The sequence below is a fragment of the Phormidesmis sp. 146-12 genome (assembly GCF_052939495.1).
The window spans coordinates 38,201-61,079 of record NZ_JBJPHS010000028.1 but is presented as its reverse complement, the minus strand read 5'-3'; the positions used below and the strand labels follow the sequence as shown (position 1 = coordinate 61,079).

At 49.9% G+C, this 22,879-nt stretch carries 18 protein-coding genes; 9 read left to right on the top strand and 9 right to left on the bottom strand.

The genetic code is table 11. The annotated features are described in order from the left end of the window. Positions 1-114: 114 nt before the first annotated feature. Together ACKFKF_RS14010 and ACKFKF_RS14005 are read right to left on the bottom strand one after the other, a co-directional pair. On the bottom strand, positions 115-894 hold the full coding sequence (locus ACKFKF_RS14010; protein WP_446868257.1) for an ABC transporter permease: 780 nt from the start codon (positions 892-894) through the stop codon (positions 115-117). After that, entirely contained in the window at positions 891-1,799 is a 909-nt protein-coding gene (locus ACKFKF_RS14005; RefSeq protein ID WP_446868256.1) for an ATP-binding cassette domain-containing protein, read from the bottom strand. The genes ACKFKF_RS14010 and ACKFKF_RS14005 overlap by 4 nt, the downstream gene beginning before the upstream one ends. A gap of 202 nt (positions 1,800-2,001) precedes the next feature. Here ACKFKF_RS14005 and ACKFKF_RS14000 point away from each other — a divergent pair, with 202 nt between their 5' ends. The 8 genes from ACKFKF_RS14000 (at position 2,002) to ACKFKF_RS13965 (ending at position 13,281) form a co-directional block, all read left to right on the top strand. Continuing rightward, the gene (locus ACKFKF_RS14000; protein ID WP_446868255.1) at positions 2,002-2,541 is read left to right on the top strand and encodes a phycobiliprotein lyase; all 540 of its coding nucleotides are present in this window, start codon (positions 2,002-2,004) and stop codon (positions 2,539-2,541) included. A 260-nt stretch (positions 2,542-2,801) separates the two neighbouring features. Continuing rightward, entirely contained in the window at positions 2,802-3,692 is an 891-nt protein-coding gene (locus ACKFKF_RS13995) for a PEP-CTERM sorting domain-containing protein (RefSeq protein WP_446868254.1), read from the top strand. 967 nt (positions 3,693-4,659) lie between these two features. Next, complete coding sequence (locus tag ACKFKF_RS13990) at positions 4,660-4,872, top strand: DUF2811 domain-containing protein (RefSeq protein ID WP_446861689.1); 213 nt, start codon at positions 4,660-4,662, stop codon at positions 4,870-4,872. Positions 4,873-4,908: 36 nt separating this feature from the next. Next, entirely contained in the window at positions 4,909-5,703 is a 795-nt protein-coding gene (locus ACKFKF_RS13985) for a RecB family exonuclease (RefSeq protein WP_446861688.1), read from the top strand. A 528-nt stretch (positions 5,704-6,231) separates the two neighbouring features. Further along, positions 6,232-6,876 carry a DUF1614 domain-containing protein gene (locus tag ACKFKF_RS13980; RefSeq protein ID WP_446868253.1) on the top strand — a complete coding sequence of 215 codons (645 nt, stop codon included), beginning with the start codon at positions 6,232-6,234 and terminating at the stop codon, positions 6,874-6,876. 289 nt (positions 6,877-7,165) lie between these two features. Further along, positions 7,166-8,506, top strand: a complete 1,341-nt coding sequence (locus ACKFKF_RS13975) for an efflux RND transporter periplasmic adaptor subunit (RefSeq protein ID WP_446861686.1) — start codon at positions 7,166-7,168, stop codon at positions 8,504-8,506. Further along, positions 8,503-11,715: an efflux RND transporter permease subunit gene (locus ACKFKF_RS13970; protein WP_446868252.1), complete on the top strand. Its 3,213-nt coding sequence runs from the start codon at positions 8,503-8,505 to the stop codon at positions 11,713-11,715. The genes ACKFKF_RS13975 and ACKFKF_RS13970 overlap by 4 nt, the downstream gene beginning before the upstream one ends. Before the next feature lie 261 nt (positions 11,716-11,976). Next, the gene (locus tag ACKFKF_RS13965; RefSeq protein WP_446868251.1) at positions 11,977-13,281 is read left to right on the top strand and encodes a nucleotide disphospho-sugar-binding domain-containing protein; all 1,305 of its coding nucleotides are present in this window, start codon (positions 11,977-11,979) and stop codon (positions 13,279-13,281) included. 147 nt (positions 13,282-13,428) lie between these two features. Here the strand turns inward: ACKFKF_RS13965 and ACKFKF_RS13960 are convergent, their stop codons facing one another. Beyond that, the gene (locus ACKFKF_RS13960) at positions 13,429-14,226 is read right to left on the bottom strand and encodes an amidohydrolase family protein (protein ID WP_446868250.1); all 798 of its coding nucleotides are present in this window, start codon (positions 14,224-14,226) and stop codon (positions 13,429-13,431) included. A 46-nt stretch (positions 14,227-14,272) separates the two neighbouring features. Here ACKFKF_RS13960 and ACKFKF_RS13955 point away from each other — a divergent pair, with 46 nt between their 5' ends. After that, positions 14,273-14,905, top strand: a complete 633-nt coding sequence (locus tag ACKFKF_RS13955) for a Uma2 family endonuclease (RefSeq protein ID WP_446868249.1) — start codon at positions 14,273-14,275, stop codon at positions 14,903-14,905. Here the strand turns inward: ACKFKF_RS13955 and ACKFKF_RS13950 are convergent. The 6 genes from ACKFKF_RS13950 to ACKFKF_RS13925 all read right to left on the bottom strand — a co-directional run bounded on the left by ACKFKF_RS13950 (position 14,902) and on the right by ACKFKF_RS13925 (position 22,579). After that, a complete protein-coding gene (locus ACKFKF_RS13950) occupies positions 14,902-15,534 on the bottom strand; it encodes a Uma2 family endonuclease (RefSeq protein WP_446868248.1) in 633 nt (210 codons plus the stop codon). The two genes, ACKFKF_RS13955 and ACKFKF_RS13950, sit on opposite strands and share 4 nt — an antisense overlap. 289 nt (positions 15,535-15,823) lie before the next feature. Next, on the bottom strand, positions 15,824-16,957 hold the full coding sequence (locus tag ACKFKF_RS13945) for a peptidoglycan-binding domain-containing protein (RefSeq protein WP_446868247.1): 1,134 nt from the start codon (positions 16,955-16,957) through the stop codon (positions 15,824-15,826). A gap of 460 nt (positions 16,958-17,417) precedes the next feature. Further along, complete coding sequence (locus ACKFKF_RS13940; RefSeq protein ID WP_446861679.1) at positions 17,418-18,575, bottom strand: hypothetical protein; 1,158 nt, start codon at positions 18,573-18,575, stop codon at positions 17,418-17,420. 32 nt (positions 18,576-18,607) lie between these two features. Continuing rightward, positions 18,608-20,080, bottom strand: coding sequence for a hypothetical protein (locus tag ACKFKF_RS13935; protein ID WP_446868246.1), 1,473 nt, complete (start codon positions 20,078-20,080; stop codon positions 18,608-18,610). A 117-nt stretch (positions 20,081-20,197) separates the two neighbouring features. Beyond that, positions 20,198-21,523, bottom strand: coding sequence for a hypothetical protein (locus ACKFKF_RS13930; RefSeq protein WP_446861677.1), 1,326 nt, complete (start codon positions 21,521-21,523; stop codon positions 20,198-20,200). A 21-nt stretch (positions 21,524-21,544) separates the two neighbouring features. Beyond that, positions 21,545-22,579: a hypothetical protein gene (locus tag ACKFKF_RS13925; RefSeq protein ID WP_446868245.1), complete on the bottom strand. Its 1,035-nt coding sequence runs from the start codon at positions 22,577-22,579 to the stop codon at positions 21,545-21,547. Between the last annotated feature and the right edge of the window lie 300 nt (positions 22,580-22,879).

Below are 22,879 nucleotides of genomic sequence, written 5' to 3'. Positions count from 1 at the left end.
ACTTCGATCGGCGCAAGACTCTACCCAACGGATGTATCCAGATTTTATGAAGCCATCATAACTAACTATTAGATGCTTAATAATAGTGATTTTTCTATCGCATCTTTTTGAGAGTCAGTATCCGCTCAATCGACCACGCCGTTTTGTTTCCCTTTCTGCCCATCGAAATAAAACCAGCCCTAGCCCAAGGTAGGCGGCTCCGTTGAGTAAGGCAAAACTCAGTTGAGTCAAGTCGATCGATTGTTGACGGGCCATTAGATCGCGCAGCAGTCCCGCCCCCGTCGTCATCGGCAAAAATAGACCCACCACTTTCATGGAGCCTGTCCAAGTTTCGCTCGGCACACTCAACAAAAAGAGTAACGCAAACTGAAAGATCCCCAATAGCTGTTGAATTCGTTTGAGCAACAGGGCGAGAGATCCGATCGCAAATGACATCCCATAGGCACCCATGATTACTGAAGCTAATGGGAAAATTAACACAGGTGGAAACGCGAGATATCGTCCTGTCAGCATCATGATTAGAATCAAAATGCTAGAGATTAGAACAAACTGAATCAATAGATCCGCGATCGCTCTAATCAAAAAAACTCGGGGTGCCCCGTATGGCGTGATGAATAGCTGCTCTAATGTTCCTGTTTGGGCTTCATTTTGCAACGTACCAGCAACGCTAAACAGAATAAACGTCACTAGAGACCATAGAACGTAACCGACAATAATTGCATCCAAACGATCGCCAAGCTGCAACCCTGGCCCCGCCACATATTTTGCACCAAGAAACAGCCCATAGAACAGCGACGTAATGATAAAAATACCCCCGATCGCTTCTGCGGGATAGCGAATAAACTGAATCCAACCCCGACGCAACTCTGCCGAAAACAACTTCAAGCCATTCATCCTTTGACCACCTGCAAGAAAACTTCGGTAAGATTTGCCTGTTCTTTTTCAACCCGAACGATCGACAACGGTTCCAAAACGTGCAAAATTTGGTAGAGCATTTCTGGCTCTCTCAGATGAATAACTTTCTGATCTACCACGCTGCCTAAATGCTGAATCTTGCTGATGCGATCGTCATCCAATTCTTCTGCCAATTCGATGGTGTAACCCGTCCCCGAAAACTGTCGAATTAGTTCTTGAGTGGTTTGCTCGGCGACGATCGTGCCCTGACTGATAATTGCAACTCGATCCGACAGTTCTTCTGCAATATCTAATTGGTGAGTTGTCAACAAAATAGCGCAGCCTTCGCGGGCAATTTCTCGCACCAATCGCTTTACCGTTTGCGTCGCTTCGACATCCAATCCTAAAGTCGGCTCATCCAAAAGCAACAACTGAGGTTGATGGATCAGGGCAACGGCGATCGCCAGCTTTTGCTGCATTCCACGAGACAAAGATTGGACGGGCGTTTTGCGTTTGTGGCTGAGTTCAAAGCGATCGAGCAGTTCTCGACCCCGCTGTCTGGCTACTCGACGACCCAAACCTCGCAGTACGCCAAAATATTCCAGGTTTTCTTCGGGCGTGAGTCGCCAATAGAGGTTGCGATTGCCTTCTAAAACAGCTCCCAAAAGTCCTACCGCTCTAGAGTCTCGATGAGGATTTCTTCCCGCGATTTGCACTGTGCCGCGATCGGGCAAAATCAATCCCGCAATCATCTTAATTGTCGTTGTTTTGCCTGCTCCATTAGGCCCCAGAAATGCCAGCACTTCTTGAGTTGTAATTGTCAGTGAAACATCGCGCACCGCTTCGGTCACCTTACCGCTTTGTCGATAAGTTTTTTGCAAGTGCTGCACCTCAAGTAATGGCATGACGATCAATTGCTGAACAGTTTGCTAGATATCTCCCCATGATGACAGACCTGAGATACGCCCTGCGGAGAATTTCGTTTACGGGTTTCTGGAGTATATTAAGAAGGGTAACAAAATCAGAAACAATGGTTGATAATAGGGAAGTCTTATGCATTAAAACTTTCTGTCAACTGCTGCCCATTACTCTCTGAGAGGAACTTTTATGACGACATCTTTGCATCTTCAGGCTCCGGCAAACGAATCGCTCATCGCAGCTTTTTTTAAGCAGTCAGAGGGTCAATGGCGATCGGAGCGACGATACTACACGCTGCCTGATGGGGAAGCAAAAGAGATGGTTAGTCTGGTGAGCATTCGTTTTTTGGAGCAGGGTTGTTCTGAGCTTGTTGAGTTAGCAGGGTTGCACGGTTTGGAAGACACCGCGATTTTGACGTGTGGAGCGGCTGTCACCTGGGATAGTCAAGACTCAGTTTCGGGACAAAAGCAGTCCACAGGTTCGACGCTATTTGGAGTATTGGGTGAGACGCTGTATCGCGATCGCGGCTTTGCCACCTCCAAGCCTGTTACTGCTGGATTTTACTTCACCAACCCCGAAACACTTTGCTTGAGAACCGAATACAAAGATTCTGTTTTTGAAGAAGAACTAAAACTCGTAGGCAGCAAATACCGAACCCGTCAGACCATTATTTCTCGTGCGGGTGAGCAGCAGATGATCGGTCAATACTTAGAAAAACGACTCGGCTAACGGCTAGTCGCCTACCAAAAACTAATACATCCAGTGCCCAGACAGAAATGTGGCTCAATGTTGAGTCTGTTTTTGACGTGGGCATTCTATGTTTAAAGCTAACGTGAAGAAATTCTTCTAGCTCATGTATTTTTCATGACGAGACATAAAAGGGCTTGCATTTTAAAGTGATCACTAGGCGCTAAGCGATCGCTGCTCAAATCTATCTTTTGACTGAATTATTATTCTCTCGGCTCCACAACACTAAATAGGAAGTCTCTATGTTGTTCTTGTCTGCCATCCATTCCAAAGTCAACCAGAGAAGCGTCTACCAATCGGTTCACGCTTACTGTATAAATCCAACCCCTATGAGTCATCGTCTCGTCAATCTAGCCAGCACTGTTGCTGTAGTTTTGGGCCTGGTTGTCCCTGCTCAAGCCGCCACCATTGACTTTACTGGCACCCTGACTACGCTCTCTGACCCTGGTAATGTGACAGGCTACGATCCCAAAGATTTGAGAAACGCGATCTTTGCGGGCAGTTACACCTTTGATCCGACCACTCCCAACAGCTTTTACTCAACTAGCTTAGATTTTTACAATCCGCCCTCTGCCAATCTGCCTCCTGAGCAGTTTCCTTCGGGGCGCTACGTCCAGCCTGTCGAGAAATTTGCCGTCAATATTGGAAACACCACGATCGACCTGCCCAGTGGAGAAGGAACCGCTTTTTCGCGTCAGTTTGAAAACAGCGACACAGACTCAATCACGGTCAGCACGTTGGTAAAAGGCGCAGCAGCCAGAGAAGGCTACAAAGTGTTTCTCAGTCTTGCAGACTCCACAGGACGATCCCTCTCCTCGGTGTCATCCAACGCAGAATCAACTAGCGTTCCTCAATGGGACAGCAGCTACTTTCAACTATTTCGCACTGGATCAGAGTGTGATCAGACAGTTCCAGCGGATTGCTTGTTTGCAGAAGGTGTGTTGACTTCTCTGAGCGATCGCAACGCTTCAACCGCCCAACGCTTCACGACTAGATTGACCTCTGATCTAGCAGACACCCCTCTGTCTGAGCGCAGAACTCCTGTCCCAGAACCTGCGTCGATCGCCACAATCTTGGGCTTAGGTATATTAGGGGCTGCCCGTCGATTTAAACAGCGCGGTCTAAAAAACTAGTCTCTGCCAGAAATAGTTTTTGTCATAAAATAAACAACTCATCGCTACCTAAGTTTTGCTAAAAGTCGATGAGTAGGATTGTTGTGCGTGGGGCTGTTCCTCAAAATTGGAGCCAGTTCTCGGAATTTGATGTGTCTATTTTGCGTTTAGTTTTGGGTTGATCTAAGGGGAGCGGCGCGATCGAGTCGCTTTGGACAATTTGTTCTTGTTTGCGACAGTCTGAATCTGATTGGTTAAGATCAGTTGATTAAGATCATTGGATGGTTGGGCAAAAAGCTAATAGAAGTGTCTCCATCTCTACGTCTTAATCTTCAGACGACCGTTGATAGGGTTCATAGGAGACTAAAAAAAGGGTAGGCCCTCGCGGGTAACTCGAAGAGATTGCTTTTTCGTCTCCAGCAGATGCGCTCGGAAGTGAACAGCATGAACGTTCCCTGACAATTCTTAAGCTCAAGTTTGGCGGATTGGGGAATGCCAAAAACTTTACAAAACTTTACATTTCAAGCTGTTTTCCCCACACAATCCACAGGCATTCCACAGAGATTGAAAGCCTTTTCCACACTTTTTCCACAGGTTGAGAAAAGTTATCCACAAGTAAATCCCCTCTGATCCGCTTGATTGGTTCTCCTGTGGATAACTTGCTAACAAGTCCAGAGGGACAAGAAAAAAGGGTGCTTGTGTAAACTTATGTAACGAAAAACTGCTTGAAACCCTTATTCATTCGTTAATCAGTTTTTACTCTTAAGCCCACTGTTACAAACTGCAACGTTGATCTTCTGAGACCGATCGCGCAAAATATAGCGACTGACCTGAAGCGCTCAGACCTCCCAAAACTTCGCCTCTGCTAGAAACGGATTTAACAGAGAGCAGTTCTCAGGAGGTCTGGCTTGCGCGAATTTTTCCTGTGTTGATTCACAGGTAGAAGTTCAGATCGTTCCCGCCATTCGTTCAATTCAAGAGGCCTCCTATGGATACCAACGTCAGCATTCTGGTCGAGATTCCTGAAACCCTGCACCAGTCTTTTTTAAGCTATTTAGAAGCACGTCCTGACTGGGATCAAGACCGGGTATTTTCGGCAGCGCTGTCTCTGTTTTTGCTGCAAAACCGCACGACCAACGATCGCCAGACTGCCCGTGTCTACCTCGATTCGCTGTTTAAGCGTCCGCTCGAACAAGTCTAAACGTTTCGTTTTCAACCCCCCTACCACGATCGGGTTATGAGTTACCAAATTTCTGCAACCAAACTTCAAGCTTACAGTCGGTGTCCTTACGCCTACTACCTGCGCTATGAGAGACGGCTCAGTTCTAATGAATTTTTTGGATCTGCGGCTCTAGGGTCTGCACTGCATCAAGCGTTAGCAAAATTTCATCGCGACTGGCACTACAACGAGCCGATTCCAGATGTGCGCTGGGTAAACCGCTGTTGGGATGAGAATTCGGCGGGCTTAAGTCCAACGCAAATTGTTGAAGGGCGAGATATTTTAGAGGGCTACTATCAAAAGTTTGTGGCGGGTGAGTCGTCGCTGCGACAGCCGTTGGCCGTGGAGGGCAAAATTCAGGCTTATCTACAAGTCGAGAATCTAGAGTTTTGCATCACCGGACGATACGATCGCATCGACTACTTAAAAGACGGACTGGAACTAATTGATTACAAGTCGAGCCGAGAATTTAAGCTGCCGGACGCGGATGAGATGGATCTGCAAATTGGTCTATATTATTTGGCGTTAGAGCAAACCTATCAGCAAAGCTTGAAATACTTGAGTCTCTTGTTTTTGAGAACAGGTGAGATGGTGCGCTATCGAGCGACTCGCAAACATAAAAAACAGGTACAGCAGGTCATTTCTCATTTGGCGGTGCGATTGCGCCATGACCAAACCTGGGAGCCAACCCCAAATAAACAGTGCGATCGCTGCTCTTATGCCCGTTATTGTCCCGCTGTCTCTAGCGAACCGTTACCCCTTCCTGCCTCATTAGGAGCCTCTCCCGAATTACAACTCGCCCTCAGCCTCTAATGTGACGAATCTTTTTCGTTAAATCTAACAAGCCCCTCAACTTATTGAGCGAACCGATCGAGGGGTTCGCTTTTTTAATGTAAATCAATATCTATCGCCACACTCGATTGATGGCTCATCAAACTCAACACTTATCGCAAAGATGGCAACCGCTTGTGAGCTTCTACAACTGACATCAAACGGTTATTAAGCACTTCCCCCGAAGATTGATGAGTTATACCAAATTGATCTTTGAGTGTCATTTCTACACTAGCGATCGCTCCAATGCATAAAGTTAGCACTGGCAACTGATAAAGAGTCTAACCATCTCTACTTCTCTTGGCCATGCGTTCTATCAGGCATCAACTAATCTATTGGTTTGCTCTAAATTTTGACTTGATTAGAGAAGAGTCCGGCTGGGTTATTTTACCGAGATCTGGTCAAGGTTGTCTTTTGCTTTTGCTAGTGTTTCTGCCATTTGTGCTGCTCTCTTTTGGCTACACAATCTTTCTGATTTTCAAAATTTATCCTATTGTCTATTCCACTCTGATGACTCGCTTAGGTATTGCGTCTGGGCTGGGTTTGCCGCTTGTGATTACAGCTTTTCTTGGGTGCTTTATCAATTTGCCATTTTTCATCTTGACTAGGCATGATCCATCAGGACGAAGAAAACTCGAACTCCTGCCGCTCTGGTTGTTAAAACGCTGGGCTTCAGTTTCCGATAGAACTCGATATCAACCTTATGGTTACATTGGCATAAATTTAGCTGGGGGACTGATTCCGATCGTCTTGGCACTTTATCAATTTCATCGCGTTCAACCACTAACTATTTTGATCGTGACTGCGATCGTCACCTCCATCAGCTACTTTCTCGTGACGGTCATTCCAGGAAAAGGCATTGTGACTTGCCGACCAAGATTTTGGCTGATCACGACGATCGCTGCCCTGTCAGCAATGGCTTTGGTGTCTGGTGGAGTCGATCGCGCTTCTGTGGCATTTGCGGGGGGAGTTTTGGGAACGACGATCGGGGCTGATCTGCTTCATCTCAAGGATGTCCGCCCTGAAAATGCAGGATCTCCTCTCAGCATCGGAGGAGCAGGCTTTGATGATGGGATCGTTCAGTGTGGTCTGTGTGCCCTGATCATTGCAGAATGGCTGCCTGCGGTAGTGGGCTATGTGTTGGGGAATTTTTAGTATTCCTGTCATATTCCTGTCAGATTCTTCTGAGACAATTACTCCAAGTTGCCTTGGGATACGGGGCGTAGAGAAATTATGGTGCTACAGCTCCTGCAATGATTTCAATGCAAACAATTTGATAAATCATGTAGGATCTCTATAGCGGCTTGAACTCTTAATGTTTAATTAATCTTTCTAGCAACTTTTTTGTCCCAGTTCTATTGCTTGTTTATTTGAGTTCTGTGCGATCGCTCACTGCAACGTTTGAAGTTTGCTTTGTCCTCTAACCCTCGATCGGTCACAAATCATGGAATCTTCCAATGCTCAAGATCAGCCTATTACTCCGACGCAAACGACAGAATCCCCTGATCCCAACCGTCGCAAGCCCTGGATCTGGTTCGTGTGTGCGATTGCTCTGACGACTAGCGGACTGGTTGCTTGGCGATGGTTTAGTCCAGCGGGAACTGCTCGACCTGCGGTGGCTCAACCTCAAAAACAACCGCCTCGCGCCGTCGAAACCGTTCAACTTGCTGCGGGAACTGCCAGTCGGAGTGTGCAGCTATTAGGACAGGTCGAAGCCAGCCAACAATCGACGATTCGCGCTCAAACAGGCGGCATTGTTGAAGAAATTCGGGTTCAACCAGGCGATCGCGTCACAGCGGGGATGACGATCGCGGTTCTTGATGACGCTGACCAACAGTTAGGCATTTCTCAGGCACGGGCCCAACTGGCCCAACAGCGCAGTAACTTAGCTCGGCTCGAAGTCGGGACGCGACCCGAAATCATTGCTCAACGACAGGCGGCCGTCAGTGCAGCCAAAGCGCGAGAGCGAGAAGCCCAAGACAACTTACAGAGAACCAACAGCCTCGTCAGAGAAGGAGCCATTTCTCAACGGCTACTCGTCGAAGCCAAATCCGCAGTCGATGCAGCAAAGGGAGAACGACTTGAGGCAGAAGCGGAACTAGCAGAAGCAAAAGCGGGCGTGATTCGCGAAGAAATCGATGCTCAAAAAGCCAATGTTGCAGCGGCTCAAGCAAGCTTAAATCAGGCAGAACTCGCCCAACAACGCACCCAAATTGTCGCCGCCGAATCGGGAATTGTACAAACTCGACACATCAGCCGAGGCGATCTGGTGCAGAGTTCAGGTCAGGTGGTAACGCTAGTTTCGAGTGATCAGTTCGACGTGTTTTTAGAATTGCCCGAAGACTTGAGCGGCAGCGTTTCGCCGGGAATGCCGATCGCTCTCACCACCCGCGCTCTACCCAACTGGAAAGGACAAACCAAAATTACCGCTGTGGTGCCTTCTGCGGACAGTGCTTCGAGGCGACAAAGAGTGAGAGTTCAGTTGACCAATCCGCCCAAAGGACTGCTGCCTGGAATGGCGATCGCGGGCACATTGACCCTGCCTTCCAATCGATCGAACTTCGTCGTTTCTCGCGATGTGTTAACGCGCCGACAAAATCAGTGGCTTGTGTTTACGATTGCTGATGGGAAAGCAAAGCCAACCCCTGTGGAAATGGTTTCTGACATGGGAGAGAAAGTCGCGATTTACAGTAACGAATTGAAATCAGGACAAGCGATCGTGATTCGCGGTGGAGACGGTTTGAATGAAGGAATGCCAGTCAAAGTCGTAGGAGACAAGTCATGAAATTGATTGAAACCGCCGTCCGCTGGCGACACGGAACCTTTGTGCTGTTTTGCTTGTTAGCGTTGCTGGGTGTGTTCTCTTTGCTGAGACTACCGTTAGAATTGCAGCCTGGAGGCGATCGCCCCGAAATCACCATCAACACGGTTTATCCGGGTGCCGGGCCGTCTGAAGTTGAAGATTTGATCACGCGCCCGATTGAAGAACAGATGGAAGAAGTGCTAGGCGTTAAAGAAGTCAGCAGTGCGTCTCGTGCGGGACGAAGTGCCATTACATTGGAATTTCAAGAAGGCACGAATGTGAACGATCGCTTAGTGGATGTCATCAACCGTCTGCAACAGGTGCAGAGTCTCCCTCCCGAAGCGCAAGAATCGAATGTGGAATTAGTGGGCGGCAACAGTTCGCCGATGATGTGGATTCCGTTTGATACCAGGGATGGGTTTGAGCCAAATCCCGATCGCTACCGTGACCTGGCCGAAGAAGTCGTCTTGCCGAGGTTGCGTCGGATTCAAGGCGTAGGGCAATTCATTGTAGTGGGCGGTCGGCTGCGCGAAGTCGAAGTCAAAATCGATCCCAAAGCCTTGTCCGATCGCAATCTGACGATCGGGGATGTGGTGCGCGTGTTGCGAGAAAACAATCGAGACATTCGGGGCGGGCCCCTGGAACTAGGGCGACGGGAATATCGGGTTCGCACGTTGAGCCGATCGCAGGACATCGATCAGATTGCTGGATTTGTACTAAGACGCGATCCGAGTGGAATTGTCTACATTCGCGATGTGGCACAGGTGCAAATGGGGCGCAAGCTTCAGGATAGTGCGCTGTTGTTTAAAGATAAGCCTGCGGTGGCAGTCGGGATCATTCGGCAGATTGGCGCAAACGTCCCAGAAGTCTCAAAAGGGGTGAGAGCGGCGATTACAGAACTACAGGAACAGTTCGATCGTCAAAATGAAGGCATTCGCTTTGTCTATAACTATGATGAGAGCGAATACATTAACCAATCGATTACCTTTGTTCAAGAAAACCTGATCGGAGGTGCATTATTAGCAACAGCCGTCCTCGTATTATTTTTGGGTTCCATGCGAACCGTTGCCGTCATTGCCATTACCATTCCAATTTCGTCGGTCATGATATTCACAGTCATGGCACTGTTGGGACGCTCTCTGAATATCATTAGCCTGGCCGGATTGGCCTTTTCGGTTGGCATGGTCGTGGATAACTCGATCGTCGTGATCGAAAACGTCTTTACTCACATGCAGCAGGGCAAGAATGCGTTTCGAGCGGCGATCGACGGGACGCAAGAAGTCTGGGGCGCGATGCTCGGTTCCACTTTGTCCAACGTGGTCGTCTTCATTCCCTTACTAGTGGTGACGGGTGAAGCGGGACAACTCTATGCAGACATGGCGATTACGCTGTCTTGTTCGGCGATCTTCTCGCTAGTGGCGGCGATTACCTTAGTTCCGATGCTCTCTGGCTTGTTTCTCAAAGAATCGGAAGCCATGCAGATGATGGAAGGTGGGGAATATCGCGGCGGCAATTGGTTTGAGCGATCGATTGCCAAATGTTCTGCGGTGTTTCGCCACTTCCAGGGCAAGCTCGAAGCCTTTTTGTCTAAGACGGTGCGCTGGTCGATCGGGCGAGGCAGAATGGGCCGTCGGCTGCTCGTTCTTTCGATTCCCGTCTCTCTGTTGGTTGCCAGCTTTTTTCTCCTGCCGCCTGCCGACTATCTGCCCGAAGGCAACCGCAACCTGATTCAGTGGCGCTCAGAACCTTTGCCAGGAACCAGTATTGCAGAGTCGATTCGCCAATCGGAGCCAGTCCGAGCCTTTATTAGAGCGCAGCCGGAAGTCGATCGCGTCATGTTTGTCGATCGTCCTGGGGCATTGCGGGCGATCGCGGCGATTCTCAAGCCAGAATTTGCGACGACTCAGGGATTGGCCGACATGGTAAATCGGTTTCGCGCTGCGAGTAACAACTTCGCTGGATATCGGTTTATGGTGCCAGTTCGACCCTCAATCTTTCGCGACCCTGGCAAGGAATTTGAGGTAGATATTGTCGGATCTGACCTGACTCAGTTGAGCAACGTCGAGAAGGAAATCACGGGCCAACTTCGCGCCTTTAATGGCATTCGCAATGTGCGATCGAACTTTGTCATGGGTGCCGGAGAACTTCAAGTCATTCCCAACCGAGAACGGCTGGCCGAAGTTGGGCTTTCTGAATCTGAGGTGGGTTCTGTCGTCGAAGCGGCTCTAGGCGGTCGTCTTGCATCAGACTTTATCGACGGCAAAGAAGAATTGGATGTCTCGGTCGAGCTACAAAATACCTTTGTGCAAACCCCCGAACAGTTACGCCAGTTGCCCCTCTACGCGAGAGGAAGACGAGTACAACTCAGCGACGTTGCCGAAGTGCGAGAAGCCACCGGAGCCGATGTGATCAATCACGTTGATTTGGAGCGATCGATTACCCTCACCGCTTCGCTCAATCCGGATGCTCCGTTAGCGGCGATCGTTCAACGGGCCGAAGAGGAAGTACTCGCGCCCTTACGAGCCAATCTGCCTGCTGGTGCTCGATTAGAACTCGCTGGCACGGCTGACCAACTAGCCACAACGGTTTCTCAGTTAGCGACTGCCTTCTTGTTGTCGATTTTGATCACTTACCTATTACTGGTCGCGTTGTATAAGTCATTTCTCTACCCAGTCGTGATCATGGCAACGATTCCGATGGGAATGAGTGGCGCACTGTTGAGTCTAGTAATCGCAAATCGAATTCCCGGTGTGTCTGCGGCGTTAGATATGATTACTGCGTTGGGATTCCTGATCTTGACGGGAGTCGTGGTTAATAATGCGATTTTATTGGTCGATCGGGCCCTACAGCTTCAGGAACAAGGAGTTGACTACGACACCTCGCTCTATCGGGCAACTCAAGATCGATTACGCGCCATTTTTATGTCTGCGGGAACCAGCGTCTTGGGAATGTTGCCTCTCGCCATCTTACCCGGTCAAGGCTCAGAACTCTATCAAGGATTGGGCATTGTTTTAACGGGCGGACTTGCTTTCTCCACCATTCTCACGCCCACCGTTGTACCCGCCTTGATGGGGCTGTTGCGCGACTTTTCGGGTGCAAGATCTAAGTCCAGTCAGCCTGCCGAAGTCATCGAGGAATCCGTCCCTTCGAGCTACCCGCAAGGAGTCGCCACGTCCAAAGTCGATGTTTGAAGTCTCAAAGTTCACACAAAATTGAGAGAAGGCGAAGGCTCTGAGCAACCATTTAAGAGTCAGTTTTGGATGGAGGAGAAGACCATTCGCAAAAGCCATCGATACCAATCTGGAGAATATAAAGTGTGACGGCTGTGGCAATAGCAGAGTCAATCTAATGTCTCGGTTCCAGTAGACCAGCCGAAGGCACTTGCGAAGCTAACATTAATCACCAGGCATTCTGGCAGATAATAGAATATTGACCAACGTGAGGTGAGTGGAATGGCTAAGTTTCTCATCGGAACGATTCCTGTGGTGGGGCATGTGAGTCCGGCCCTCTCGATCGTGCGTGAGTTAGTCAATCGAGGACACGAAGTTTGTTGGTATACAGGAAGTGCATTTCAGGCGAAAGTCGAGTCTACAGGAGCACGATTTGCGCCGATCGCTTCTGGGCTTGATTATTCTTATCCAGAAAATGTCCCGCAGGACTGGACAACCCAACGCAATGCGCTACGCGGTGCCGCCCAACTTAAGTTTGACCTGAAGCACTTCTTTATTGATGCCGCCGTGGGGCAGGTAAAAGACTTGACAGCCATTTTGCAGGACTTTGCGGCAGATGTGCTGCTGACAGATTTTTGCTTTTTGGGCGCTGCCTGGATTCACGAACAAGGCGGGCCACCGTGGGCAGGATTTGGCATCTCCGCTCTGGCATTTAGCAGTCGCGATACAGCCCCGTTTGGTCTGGGACTCAAACCAGATGCCTCCCCCTTCGGACAGTTTCGCAATCGGGGATTAAACTGGCTTGCTCAAGCGCTGCTGTTTCGAGAAGTGACGGCATACACGAATCAAGTTCGTGCCGACTTGGGGCTGCCTCACAGCACAACCCCTTTCTTTGACACCCTCTCACCTTTTTTGCACATCGCTGGAACAGTTCCAGAGTTTGAATATCCTCGTCGAGATTTACCTGCTCAAGTCCATTTTGTGGGGCCGCTACTTTCTTCAATTGCAACGGAGTTTACGCCCCCTGCCTGGTGGGATGATCTCAAAGGGAGCCAGCCTGTTGTTCATGTGACTCAAGGAACCGTTGCCACCGATCCAGACGTGTTAATCGTGCCAACCCTACGGGCACTTGCCCAGGAAGAAGTCTTGATTGTTGCGACTACAATTGGCAAAGCGATCGAGAGTCTTGCGCCTGATGCAATTCCTGCCAATGCTCGAATTGAGTCGTTTATTCCTCATTCTGAGCTACTGCCCCATGTCGATGTGATGATTACAAATGGCGGATACAACGGTGTGCAGATGGCTTTGGCGGCGGGGGTGCCTTTAGTGGCGGCGGGACAATCAGAAGATAAGCCTGAAGTGTGTGCGCGAATTGAGTGGGCGGGTGTTGGAATTGATTTGAAAACAGGAAAGCCGACTCCTGAGCAGATTCGCGCTGCGGTGAAAAAGCTACTATCCGATCGTCGCTACCAGACTCGCGCTAAGGACTTTCAACGGGCAATTCGTCAGTATGATGCCCCCATGCTGGCGGCAACGCGACTAGAACAACTGGCAATCACGAAACAACCCGTCATTAGAACTGAATAAACCTGACTCTACTGTTTGCACAATGCCAGCCACAGACTAAACCTGTAGGGACTCAATCCAGTTCTTTCGCTTCGTTAATTGAATTCTTCTGCCCCCCAAGCTGCCAATTCTGGCGGACTTTATGACTGTTCGAGCTACAAGTTCTTATCAATGAGCAGGCACATGATGAGCTGTCTCTGAGCCATTGCGCTCTGTCACGGGATTGCTAGTTCTTTGAATGCTTCCGTGAATCAGTTTTAATAAGTTCTTGCCGAGTATTTGGTCTAGTTGCTGTGGGGGCAATCCTAACAAACGAACCTTCTGTAACTCCAGACCCGGATGTAGCCACGGCCCATCTGACCCAAACAAAATCTTGTGAGCGCCCGCCCGCTTGATCGCTTGCACCAGATAGTCAAATCGGCGCACTCCAGACGTATCGGCATAGACATTAGGAAACCTAACAAGCTGGTCGATCACGCGCAGATGGGCACGCCAATCATCCCCAAAGCTACCCAGGTGAGGAATAATAAAGTTGACTTTGGGATATTGACTGGCTAGTAGATCCACTAAATCTGTCTCATTGGCAGGGTCGTAGAGCAGTGGTAGATTGAATGCTTGAGCCACTTCGCAGACTTCACGAGTCGCGGGTGCGTCATGGCGATGGACTTTGATGCCGCGAAAGTTCCACTGAGTCACGGCTTGATGCACCATTGGGTAAATGCGATCGCGGTCTCGTTCACAATGCACCATCGCAAAACCAATGTATTGTTTGGAATGTTGAGCAATGATTTGAGCCGTGTTGCGGTTGGCTTTTGCATAGTCGCTATGAAAAGGGGCAAAGATGACAGTGCGATCGATGCCTGCGGTTTTGGCGCGACGGAGATAAGATTCCACGGGGGCATCAGTACTCCAGGGGCCCGTCAGCAGGTCGCCTTTTCCGGCATGACAGTGGCAGTCGATAATCATACTCTGTATCCTATAAAGTGAAAGTACCAGTTTTTTAGTTAAATCGATGACTGCAACAGTGTTTGCGACACCTGCTGAAATAATTCACCTATCGGGGATTAGCTGGCAGACCTATGAGGCGCTACTGGAGGAATTGAGCGATCGTCGTCTGCGACTAACCTACAACCGTGGCGATTTAGAAATCATGGCTCCTTCTCCAGAACACGAACTGAGTAAAAAGGTGATAGGACGGTTTGTAGAAACGCTGGCGGAAGAGCTAGAAGTGCAAATTTATCCGCTAGGTTCAACTACATTCAAACGACCTGAATTGAGTGGAGCTGAACCAGACGAATGTTTCTACATCTTTAACATTGATGCCGTTCGGGGGAAGCGACGGCTGGATCTCAAGGAAGATCCTGCACCGGACTTAGTGATTGAAGTTGATGTTACCAACAGTTCCAAAAATCGTCTTCAGGTTTATGCAGATTTAGGAGTCGCAGAAGTTTGGATTTATAACGGAGATTCGTTGGTGGTCAAACAACTACAGAACGGAACCTACATCACCTCCCCGGAAAGTCAATTTTTTCTAAATCTGCCAATTTCAGACATCGCTGTATTTTTACAACAAGCCGAAACGATCGATTACCTGGAACTGGTGAAAGTTTTTCGCAAATGGGTGAGAACTCAAATTGAGCATTAGCGGTTCAACTGTTGTCTGAGATCTCGAATTGCGGCACTGGTGTTGCGATCGTAGGCAATCTGAACACAACGGGCGATCGTGCTTTCGAGGTCGATGTTTGGGAAATAGCGGCTCTGGGTTTGCAGTTGATAGGTTGAGTTCTGCAACTGATAAATCAACAGTTTTTGCTGCTTGAATAGCCAGACTTCTGGAACTCGGTAGGGCAAATAATCGTCGATCTCAGAGTAGCTAGTCACATCAATTTCGATTACCAAATCGGGAGGCGGATCGGTTTGCCAGTCAATGCGCTTTTTGCCTGACACGGCTTGCCAATTGTCGATGTAGAAACAGTAGTCTGGCTCAATCCCGCTCTCTTCTGGCAAGGTCATTGTGACGGGAGTAAAGGCATCGTATTCGCGATCGTCGTGATCCAGCAGAACTTTCACAACATCAGCAACAAGATTGGCATCTCGACCGTGGATGGGCAAGGGCGACATTAGCGAGACTTCTCCGTTGTGATACTTGATGCGAGGAATCGCTCCATCACCGCGCTGCTGGCAGAGTTTTTGGTAGTCTTGCCAAGTTGCCGGAAGCCGCAAGACCGTGCCTGCGGGAAGTTGAATTTTTTCGGGTGAGACGAGGACGTACATCGTTAAAAGTCCTTCTGCTGCCAGTCATTGTCATCATAGCGTGGGTGAGCGATCGCCCCCAATTCTGGCGTTGCTGATTGGAGGGATGAATCTGTGGGAAGTGTCCATCTTTTCGCCCCCTAAATCCCCCAAAAATGGGGGACTTTGAACCTTGGGTTTCCCGCCGCTTTGGGGCACACCCCCTGATTCAGCAACGCCTCTAAGTCAAGTTGACTGTGGAAGGAGCGATCGTAGAAAGCGTGAGTGATGAGTTGCCAATAAATATGCAACGCTTACGCCACCTATTCCTCTAACAAATCTTGCCGCAGAACCCATTACCGCTATAGATGGACGGAATGGTGGCAAGTCGCCGACCTTTGGGATGCTTGTTTGAGTATTCACACCAACGGCACTGTTGACCCGCACAGACGCTGACCGGATGCCCAAACACTCTGGGATTGTCTAATTGAGCAGCGAGATGGTTAAAGAGATCACGGGCAAAATTGACTGAATCTTGACCACAGTTAACGGCAGTGTTGCAGCCATGCAGAACAAATACAACATCTTGCGCTAAGACTGCGGTTGGAATCTGAGAAACACTGCGGCCTCCTGATTGGATAGTTGCACAAGTGCTGCGGGCTGAGTCTCGATACAGTCCTACACAGTCTCCATCGCCAATGATTCCTTCGGGATAGGAGTGGCTGAAAATGTGAACTTCTTTGAGGCGTTGATTGAGGCAGCGAAAGGTTTCATTGATGGCTCTAATGATGTCTTCGCCTGTGCGGTAGGGAGTTGCGCCGATCGTCCCACAAGCATTGGTTGCAGTTGGGTTGGCGATCGCGCTAATTCGCTTTGCCCAACGGCCCGCCTGATTGGAGAAAAATCCACTGGACTTGTTGCCTTGTTGATAGAGACAGAGGCTGGCTTTTGGGGTTGCCTTTTTGGATGTGGACTCAAACAATTCGGCTTCATAGGCTGGCATTTCTAGCGCGGCTGAAGGCACACCGCATCTGGGTTCGGTAGTCCGAGTTGTAAACAATCGATCGAGCCGACTCAGGGTGTTTTTGCCGACAATGCCATCTGGTTTTAGTCCGTATCTCTGTTGAAATTTGCGAACCGTAGCAGTTGTTTCCGCTCCATAGATGCCGTCAGGGGTGCCCCGTCGTCGAGTTGAAATGGGCATGGGAAACTTCAAATCAATCAGAGCTTGTTGAAGAATTTGTACCGCCTGTCCTCGTTCTCCTGGCCGCATCGGGGGCTTGTTGTTGGCGGCAGCTTGGAGGCGTGCGTTGTTGCGAAATCGAGGTGAGCGAAGGCCGACGGGCAATGCTTCCCATTCGGTGAGTTGCTCAAAGTTTTCGTTGAGATTTTCGTTGAGTCCGTTGTAGTGAGAAGCGCTTTCTAAATTAAAGGGCACTTCAAACAGCCATTGTTGCTGGTTCATGGTCAGAGCCTTGGTTATTCAAAGAAATTTCATTGTGGAGGCGTGAGGTGTGAGAGAACTCAAAACGGTCAGAAACAAGTAGTCAAAAACAATAGATTGACTTGTGAGGAATGAGGGTGCGATCGTGCTTCAGTTCTCATGACTCGGCAAAGGTTGGACGCGAATCACGCAGTTCTGAACTTGTTTGATTCAGTTCTGATGTCAAATTTTTGAGTTCCGAACACGAATCTTTGAGTTCCGAACACGAATCTTTGAGTTCTGATCTCGAAGGTTGCAGTTCTGAACGCGAATTATCGAGTTCTCAACTTAAAAGCTGGAGTTCTGAACTCGAACGATGCAGGTTAGAGGTCAAAGGCTCCGCTTCTGAACTTGAATGTCGGTGATCGAACCTCAAATACCCATGCTCTGAGGCTCAATCTTCGATTGTTGAACTTGACCGTTTGAGTTTGGCTGTCTGAGGCTACCCCACAATTCGCGGAGCGGGCATCCTGCCATTCGATCGCCCCATCGCTGGATTGTGACGCATTCCATTAGGAGGCGCTCCGGGTGCATAGACTTGACGCGGCGGCGGTGTAGGACGGCTCATCCGCATTCCTTCTTCACTAGAAATCCATTCCTCGGTGTACTCTGCAATCCGCAGCAGCAAGGCTTCAAACTCGGTGCGGTTCTTCTGAAGTACAAACGGCTCTGCTAACCAACGAATCACTTCTCGTCCCGCGACGGCCATGCGGTTCATCGTGCTGGCGTGAACAGATTCCTGGAAATATTGCCAGAGGACGAGTTCGATCAGTTCCCAGGCGTTGTCTGCCCCAAACTGAGCGCGCACATCGGGCGATTCCAGCACTTTAAAGCATTCCGCCAGCGCCTGACTGGTCTCCACCCGCAGCACATTGATGTAGCCGTAGGAAGAATTTTTCAGGTTGTTTCGCAGATCCAATCCGGCTCGCCGAACGATCGCGATCGACCCAAAAGTCGGATCAGTTGCCCGTTCACGAATGACTTCACTGACTCGCTTATCGCGCCAATATTTCGCCGCTTCGCCAATAAAGTGTGTAAACAATCCGTGAAACTGAGGATTTGGACGCGCACCGGGGCCAGGATTTGTCGTCGTGTAGCCAAAGACGCGCCGATAAGCCCGCATCCGTTCTTGTTTGTGGTAGCGCAGAATGTTGTGCTTGTCGAATCGGTAGAGACCATAAGCCCCTTCACCGCTCGAAATTCGCAAAGTTCCGGCTCGAAACAGTTCTTGTAGTTTGTCGATGACGCGGAAAACGCCTAACCGTTCGTGCATATAGATGTAATAGAGGTCGGCACTGGCTAGAATGCGCTCACTTCTCACCGTGTCGTCATAGTCGATTACGCCGCTAGAAATTTGAGCTTCTCCCAGGTCGGTTGTGCTGTCTTTGCCCAGACCAATGAGATCCGCCAGTCCGCCATCGGCTGGAGAAGCTTTGCCTGATTGTGATTCCTCATATTTTTGTAGTTGGTCATCCACCATCCGATTTAGCACTTCTGCTAGCTGCGGATTGGCGACCAGTTCGGGGCCGAGTTGCTCGATCGTATTTTGCAGCAGGGCTGCCACCTGGTCATTGCGGCGATCGTAGTCGCGTGCTTTCATGATTCGCTTCCTCTCAAAGTTAGTCAATAGATTTAGCCAATGGGTCTGGTCGGTGTGATGGGTGACGCAGACGACACGCTACCCACGCCCAGATCTGCCAGCGTATCGAGTTGAAACACAAGCTCACTCAAGGTTTGCTGTACCCGCTCAAAGGACAAGACTCTGCCCAGCAGCTTGGTTTGATTGCGCTTGTTGAAGACACCGCCATTCGATAAGTTGTTTACATCAGGCGTGATGGCATAAAGCACAGAGGCGATCGTCCAGAACAGCGTGTCTGCTTGATCAGTGACAAAATCTAAGCCAAACTGTCCCGATGTAGACAATAGAGAAGGCGCTTCGAGGGTTGTAAAGCGATCGACCCATTCATCAAAGTCATTGACCGTAATGTTGGGTAATGCAAAGTTAGCGGTGATGGTCAAATTCGTGCCGTTGTTGCCGCTGCTGATCGTTACAGAACCGGGGGATTCTAACGTGTCAAACAGGGCCGCATCCGATCGCCGTTCGCTTTCGGTAAAGCCGACTGAATCCATTGCAGACATCAAACTCGCATTACTATCGCTGATCACCGGGAGCATAATGCTGGCGCGGGAGAGTCGTTCGCTGTATCGTCCGGTAACTTGAGTCTCGATCGAGGTCGTAATGTCATACTCAACCCAGATTCGTCTCAAGGTATCCACGTAATTAATCAACAGTTCAAATCCAGCAATCTGAGTTTCGTCCCCCAGTGTCACAGGCAGCACCGCCTCGACTTGACCATTGCGATTGATCAAGCGGGCTTTTTCACCAAACTTAAGTAGAGAGCCGCCGATTAGCCGATTGCCCCCACTCTCACTGCCTACAGGACTTTTGACACTCAGCGTATTGAGGTAAGTTTCTACTCGCTGTTTGCGCGGTTCGTCTAAGCGACCAAACTCATCGACTAGCGTGCGAATCTGAGACTGGATGAGCGATCGCAGGGCCTCAACCGCATCCACATCCGCCGTCGGATCAAAAGACGTTAATCCTTCCAGCACTTTCAGCGCATCCTGCCCAATAATGCTGCCTTGACGATATAAATTGGCTTGCGCGACCGAAAGCTGACCCGTCATGCCGTTTAGCTCATTGGGGTTGTAGAGCGAGACTAGACTGCGGGCTGGAGTCATCATCACCTGACCATTCTTGGCAGTCGGAAAGGCACTGTTCAACGCGCTGATGAATCCATCTGAGCCACGACCGGGGGCGCGTCCTAACACCTGCGTCAGGGCCCGCTCGACTTGCTGCGATAGACCGTTGGCGGCACTGGAGGCCGTCGATCGTGCAGAACCATTGTCATAAACCGTGGTTTCGTTGCCAGCAGAATGACTCAAAATCCGAGTAATCTGTGACAGTTGTTCGGCTACCGGATTGTCGGTAAGGGTGGGTTGAGCAAACAGAAATTGATCAATGAAAGTTTGTCGAAGTTGCTGTAATTGTTCAGCCGTAAAGGGACTGGTCTGACCAGCCGTGACTAGATAGGGAAATGTCATCGTGACTACCTCGTGTGATCTAGGGATGAGGGATGAGGGATGAGGGATGAGGGATGAGGGAGAACTTTGTTCCGCTTCGCGAGGAGGGATGAGGTTCTAGATCTGTTGTTGGAAAATCTAGCGCCGTCCTAACATGCGGTAAAAGTTGTCTGTAATGGCTTGGGGGGTGGCAAGTTGCTGATCTATCGCGAACCGAGCCGCACTTACCATCAGCCGGACGGGAATGGCTCCTGGATCGCTGCCTGCTGCCAACCGTCGTCCGGCCTGTTCGATTAGATCCAGTTGCGCGGGCGTAAAGTCAATCACCTGCGCCATCGACTTGTTGCCAAACTGAGCATAGGGCTGAAATACCAGCGTATCGACGACCATTTCCGCAGCCGGGTAGAAGGTTTTCATGAAAAAGGGCGGAATCTGATCGGGTGTAATCCGGGGATAGAGGCGCTGCCAGACGCGGGCCAGATCGGAGGCTAGTCGATCGAAGCCCAATCGCCGTAGCAAAATTAGATTGATCAACACGCGCAAATAGGGCGTAGGATGAACCGCCTCAGCACTAAACTGCAACGTACTGGCAGGCGATCGCCCCACCACATCCATGAGCGACTCAACCGCAGCCGTTCCCCCCAACATCAGCGCAAACATATCGGCCATCGTTTCTTTGTGCCACCGCGCCCACACCTGCGCCACCTCTGGAGAAAATCGTCCTTCTGTCGTCAGACGTTGAAACAGTCGGACTGGAATGACTTCCCATAGCCCCAAATCTGCTTGTAAATTGTGAGACACTTCATGCAAAACGCTGGAGAGCGCCCACACATTGTCTAATCGGTGCTGCGGCAGCATAATCAAGGGAAACAGGTTGGAATTGTAGCGCAGCTTTTGTAAAGGAACCCCCCGTCGAAAGGTCGCCGGACTAAAGCCACTGTTGGCATAGCTAAAGGGCAACAAACTGGGCATGGGTTGCGCCGTACCTAGCCCCACATAGACTTTTTCGTAACAGTTGATGGCAATGCGATCGATGGCTCTCAACCGCTCCCCAAACGAAGACAGCCGCTGCACAAATAGATCAAAGTAGAAGTCCCAAATGCCTTCGAGGTAGAGCACCTGATTACTCACTGTCTCTTTACGTTCTAGCAGCACTCGAAAGCGATCGCCCGTAGGGTCTCGACGAGCCGCACTTGCTGCCGCTTCTACCCAGCGCGTTTTCTCAATCAACTGCACCCGAAAGCGATCGACAAAGCGATTGACGGCTTCGATGTGGGCTTCGCTAGGAGCAATGGGGCCCGTCCCAAATTCGTCTTTGGCAAAGGGCCGCAGTGACTTGGCATGGCGGACTAGATTGAGCGATTGAATGTTGAGCCAGTTGTCGAGTAAGCGTTGTTCGCCGATCGAGCTTGATTTTGCAGGCTGAGTCGTCAAACTCGGCTGCGGGGAAGCGGCTGAAATCATCGTCCTTTCTCCTACGGGTGATTAGCGACCTGCACAGGTTGGGCAACTGGCGCTGGCGGCTCGACGCGGATTCATCGGATTGCGGGCGCTGGAGGGCGCTGTTTTTTGACGCACCGCCAGATTTTGAGTGATCGCTTTTTGCAGCTTTTGGGGATTGGTCATCACTTGCTGAGTGGCTGCCGCCATTGCTTTTAGGGCTGTGGCACTGTTGATGGGTTGACCTGCACGAGCCGCCGATTTGAGCGTTGCGATCGCCGTTCGATCCATTGCGGGCACGGCTCGAAGAATTTGTTTCCCCGCCGTTCCTTGTTGGTTCAACAGGCGAGAACGCCGAGCGCTGGCTTGTGCCATTGTGGCGACCACGGGACGCAGGGCCCGCTTACCGCCCATGATCGAAATCGTAATCGGTAGAGTGGCCGCAATCATGGATTCAGCTTCGGATTCGGTGGTTGCTTCCGCTGCTTGAGCCGCCATAAATTCTGTTAGCGCTGCTTCGTAAGCCACTTCGCTCGTGCCAATTTCGGCTTCAAACTCGTTGTTGCCAAAAAATTCGGCTTCCATTTGGGATGCTTCCATTTCGCCTTCTCGCAGCATGGCGCTGGTGAGTTTGCCCGCTAGAGGAGCCGCGATCGCCCCAACTCCAGGAATCAGACTGGTCAGCGATCGCACCACACTAGGCGCAAATCTTTTTGCAAGCGGCAACACATTCTTTTTAAGAAAGCGACCGATTTTTTTGAAGAAGTATTCGCCTTCTTGCTCATATTCTGGGTTTGCGTAACCTTGATGATAGTGGTTCGTTTCCTGCTGTTCCCATTCGTCCTCAAACTCTGGGTTGGCGTAGCCTTGACTGTGATTCGCGGCTTCGTGCTGTTCCCACTCATTTTCAAACTCGGAATTGGAGTAAGGATTCGCTTCCTGCTGTTCCCATTCAAACTCAGAATTGGTGTAGGGGTTCGTTTCCTGCTGTTCCCACTCGTTTTCAAACTCAGGATTTGAGTAAGGGTTTGCTTCATAGGAAGCAGGTGATTCAAACATTGCTTGACTTTGCATAGTCATGAGAAGTCTCCTGACAGTAATAGTGCTATCAAATTCAACAACGGACTATTTAATTGGTCGATCGCCCGTCTTAGCCAGGTGAAGTAGAGACAGTGATTAGAGGATGGAGTTCTGCATATTCCATTAACTGACCCTCAGTATGTCTTTCACCGAGTCAAGAAGGGTATCCCAAAACAGGTCGGTTCTTAAGTTCTGAATCAGTAACCAAAGAACTTGATGTACTTGAAGAATTAGGAAACTCTTCACCACAAGAATGACTTTCTACTCTAGCGATCGCTATTACCCATCAGGGTGCTTCTC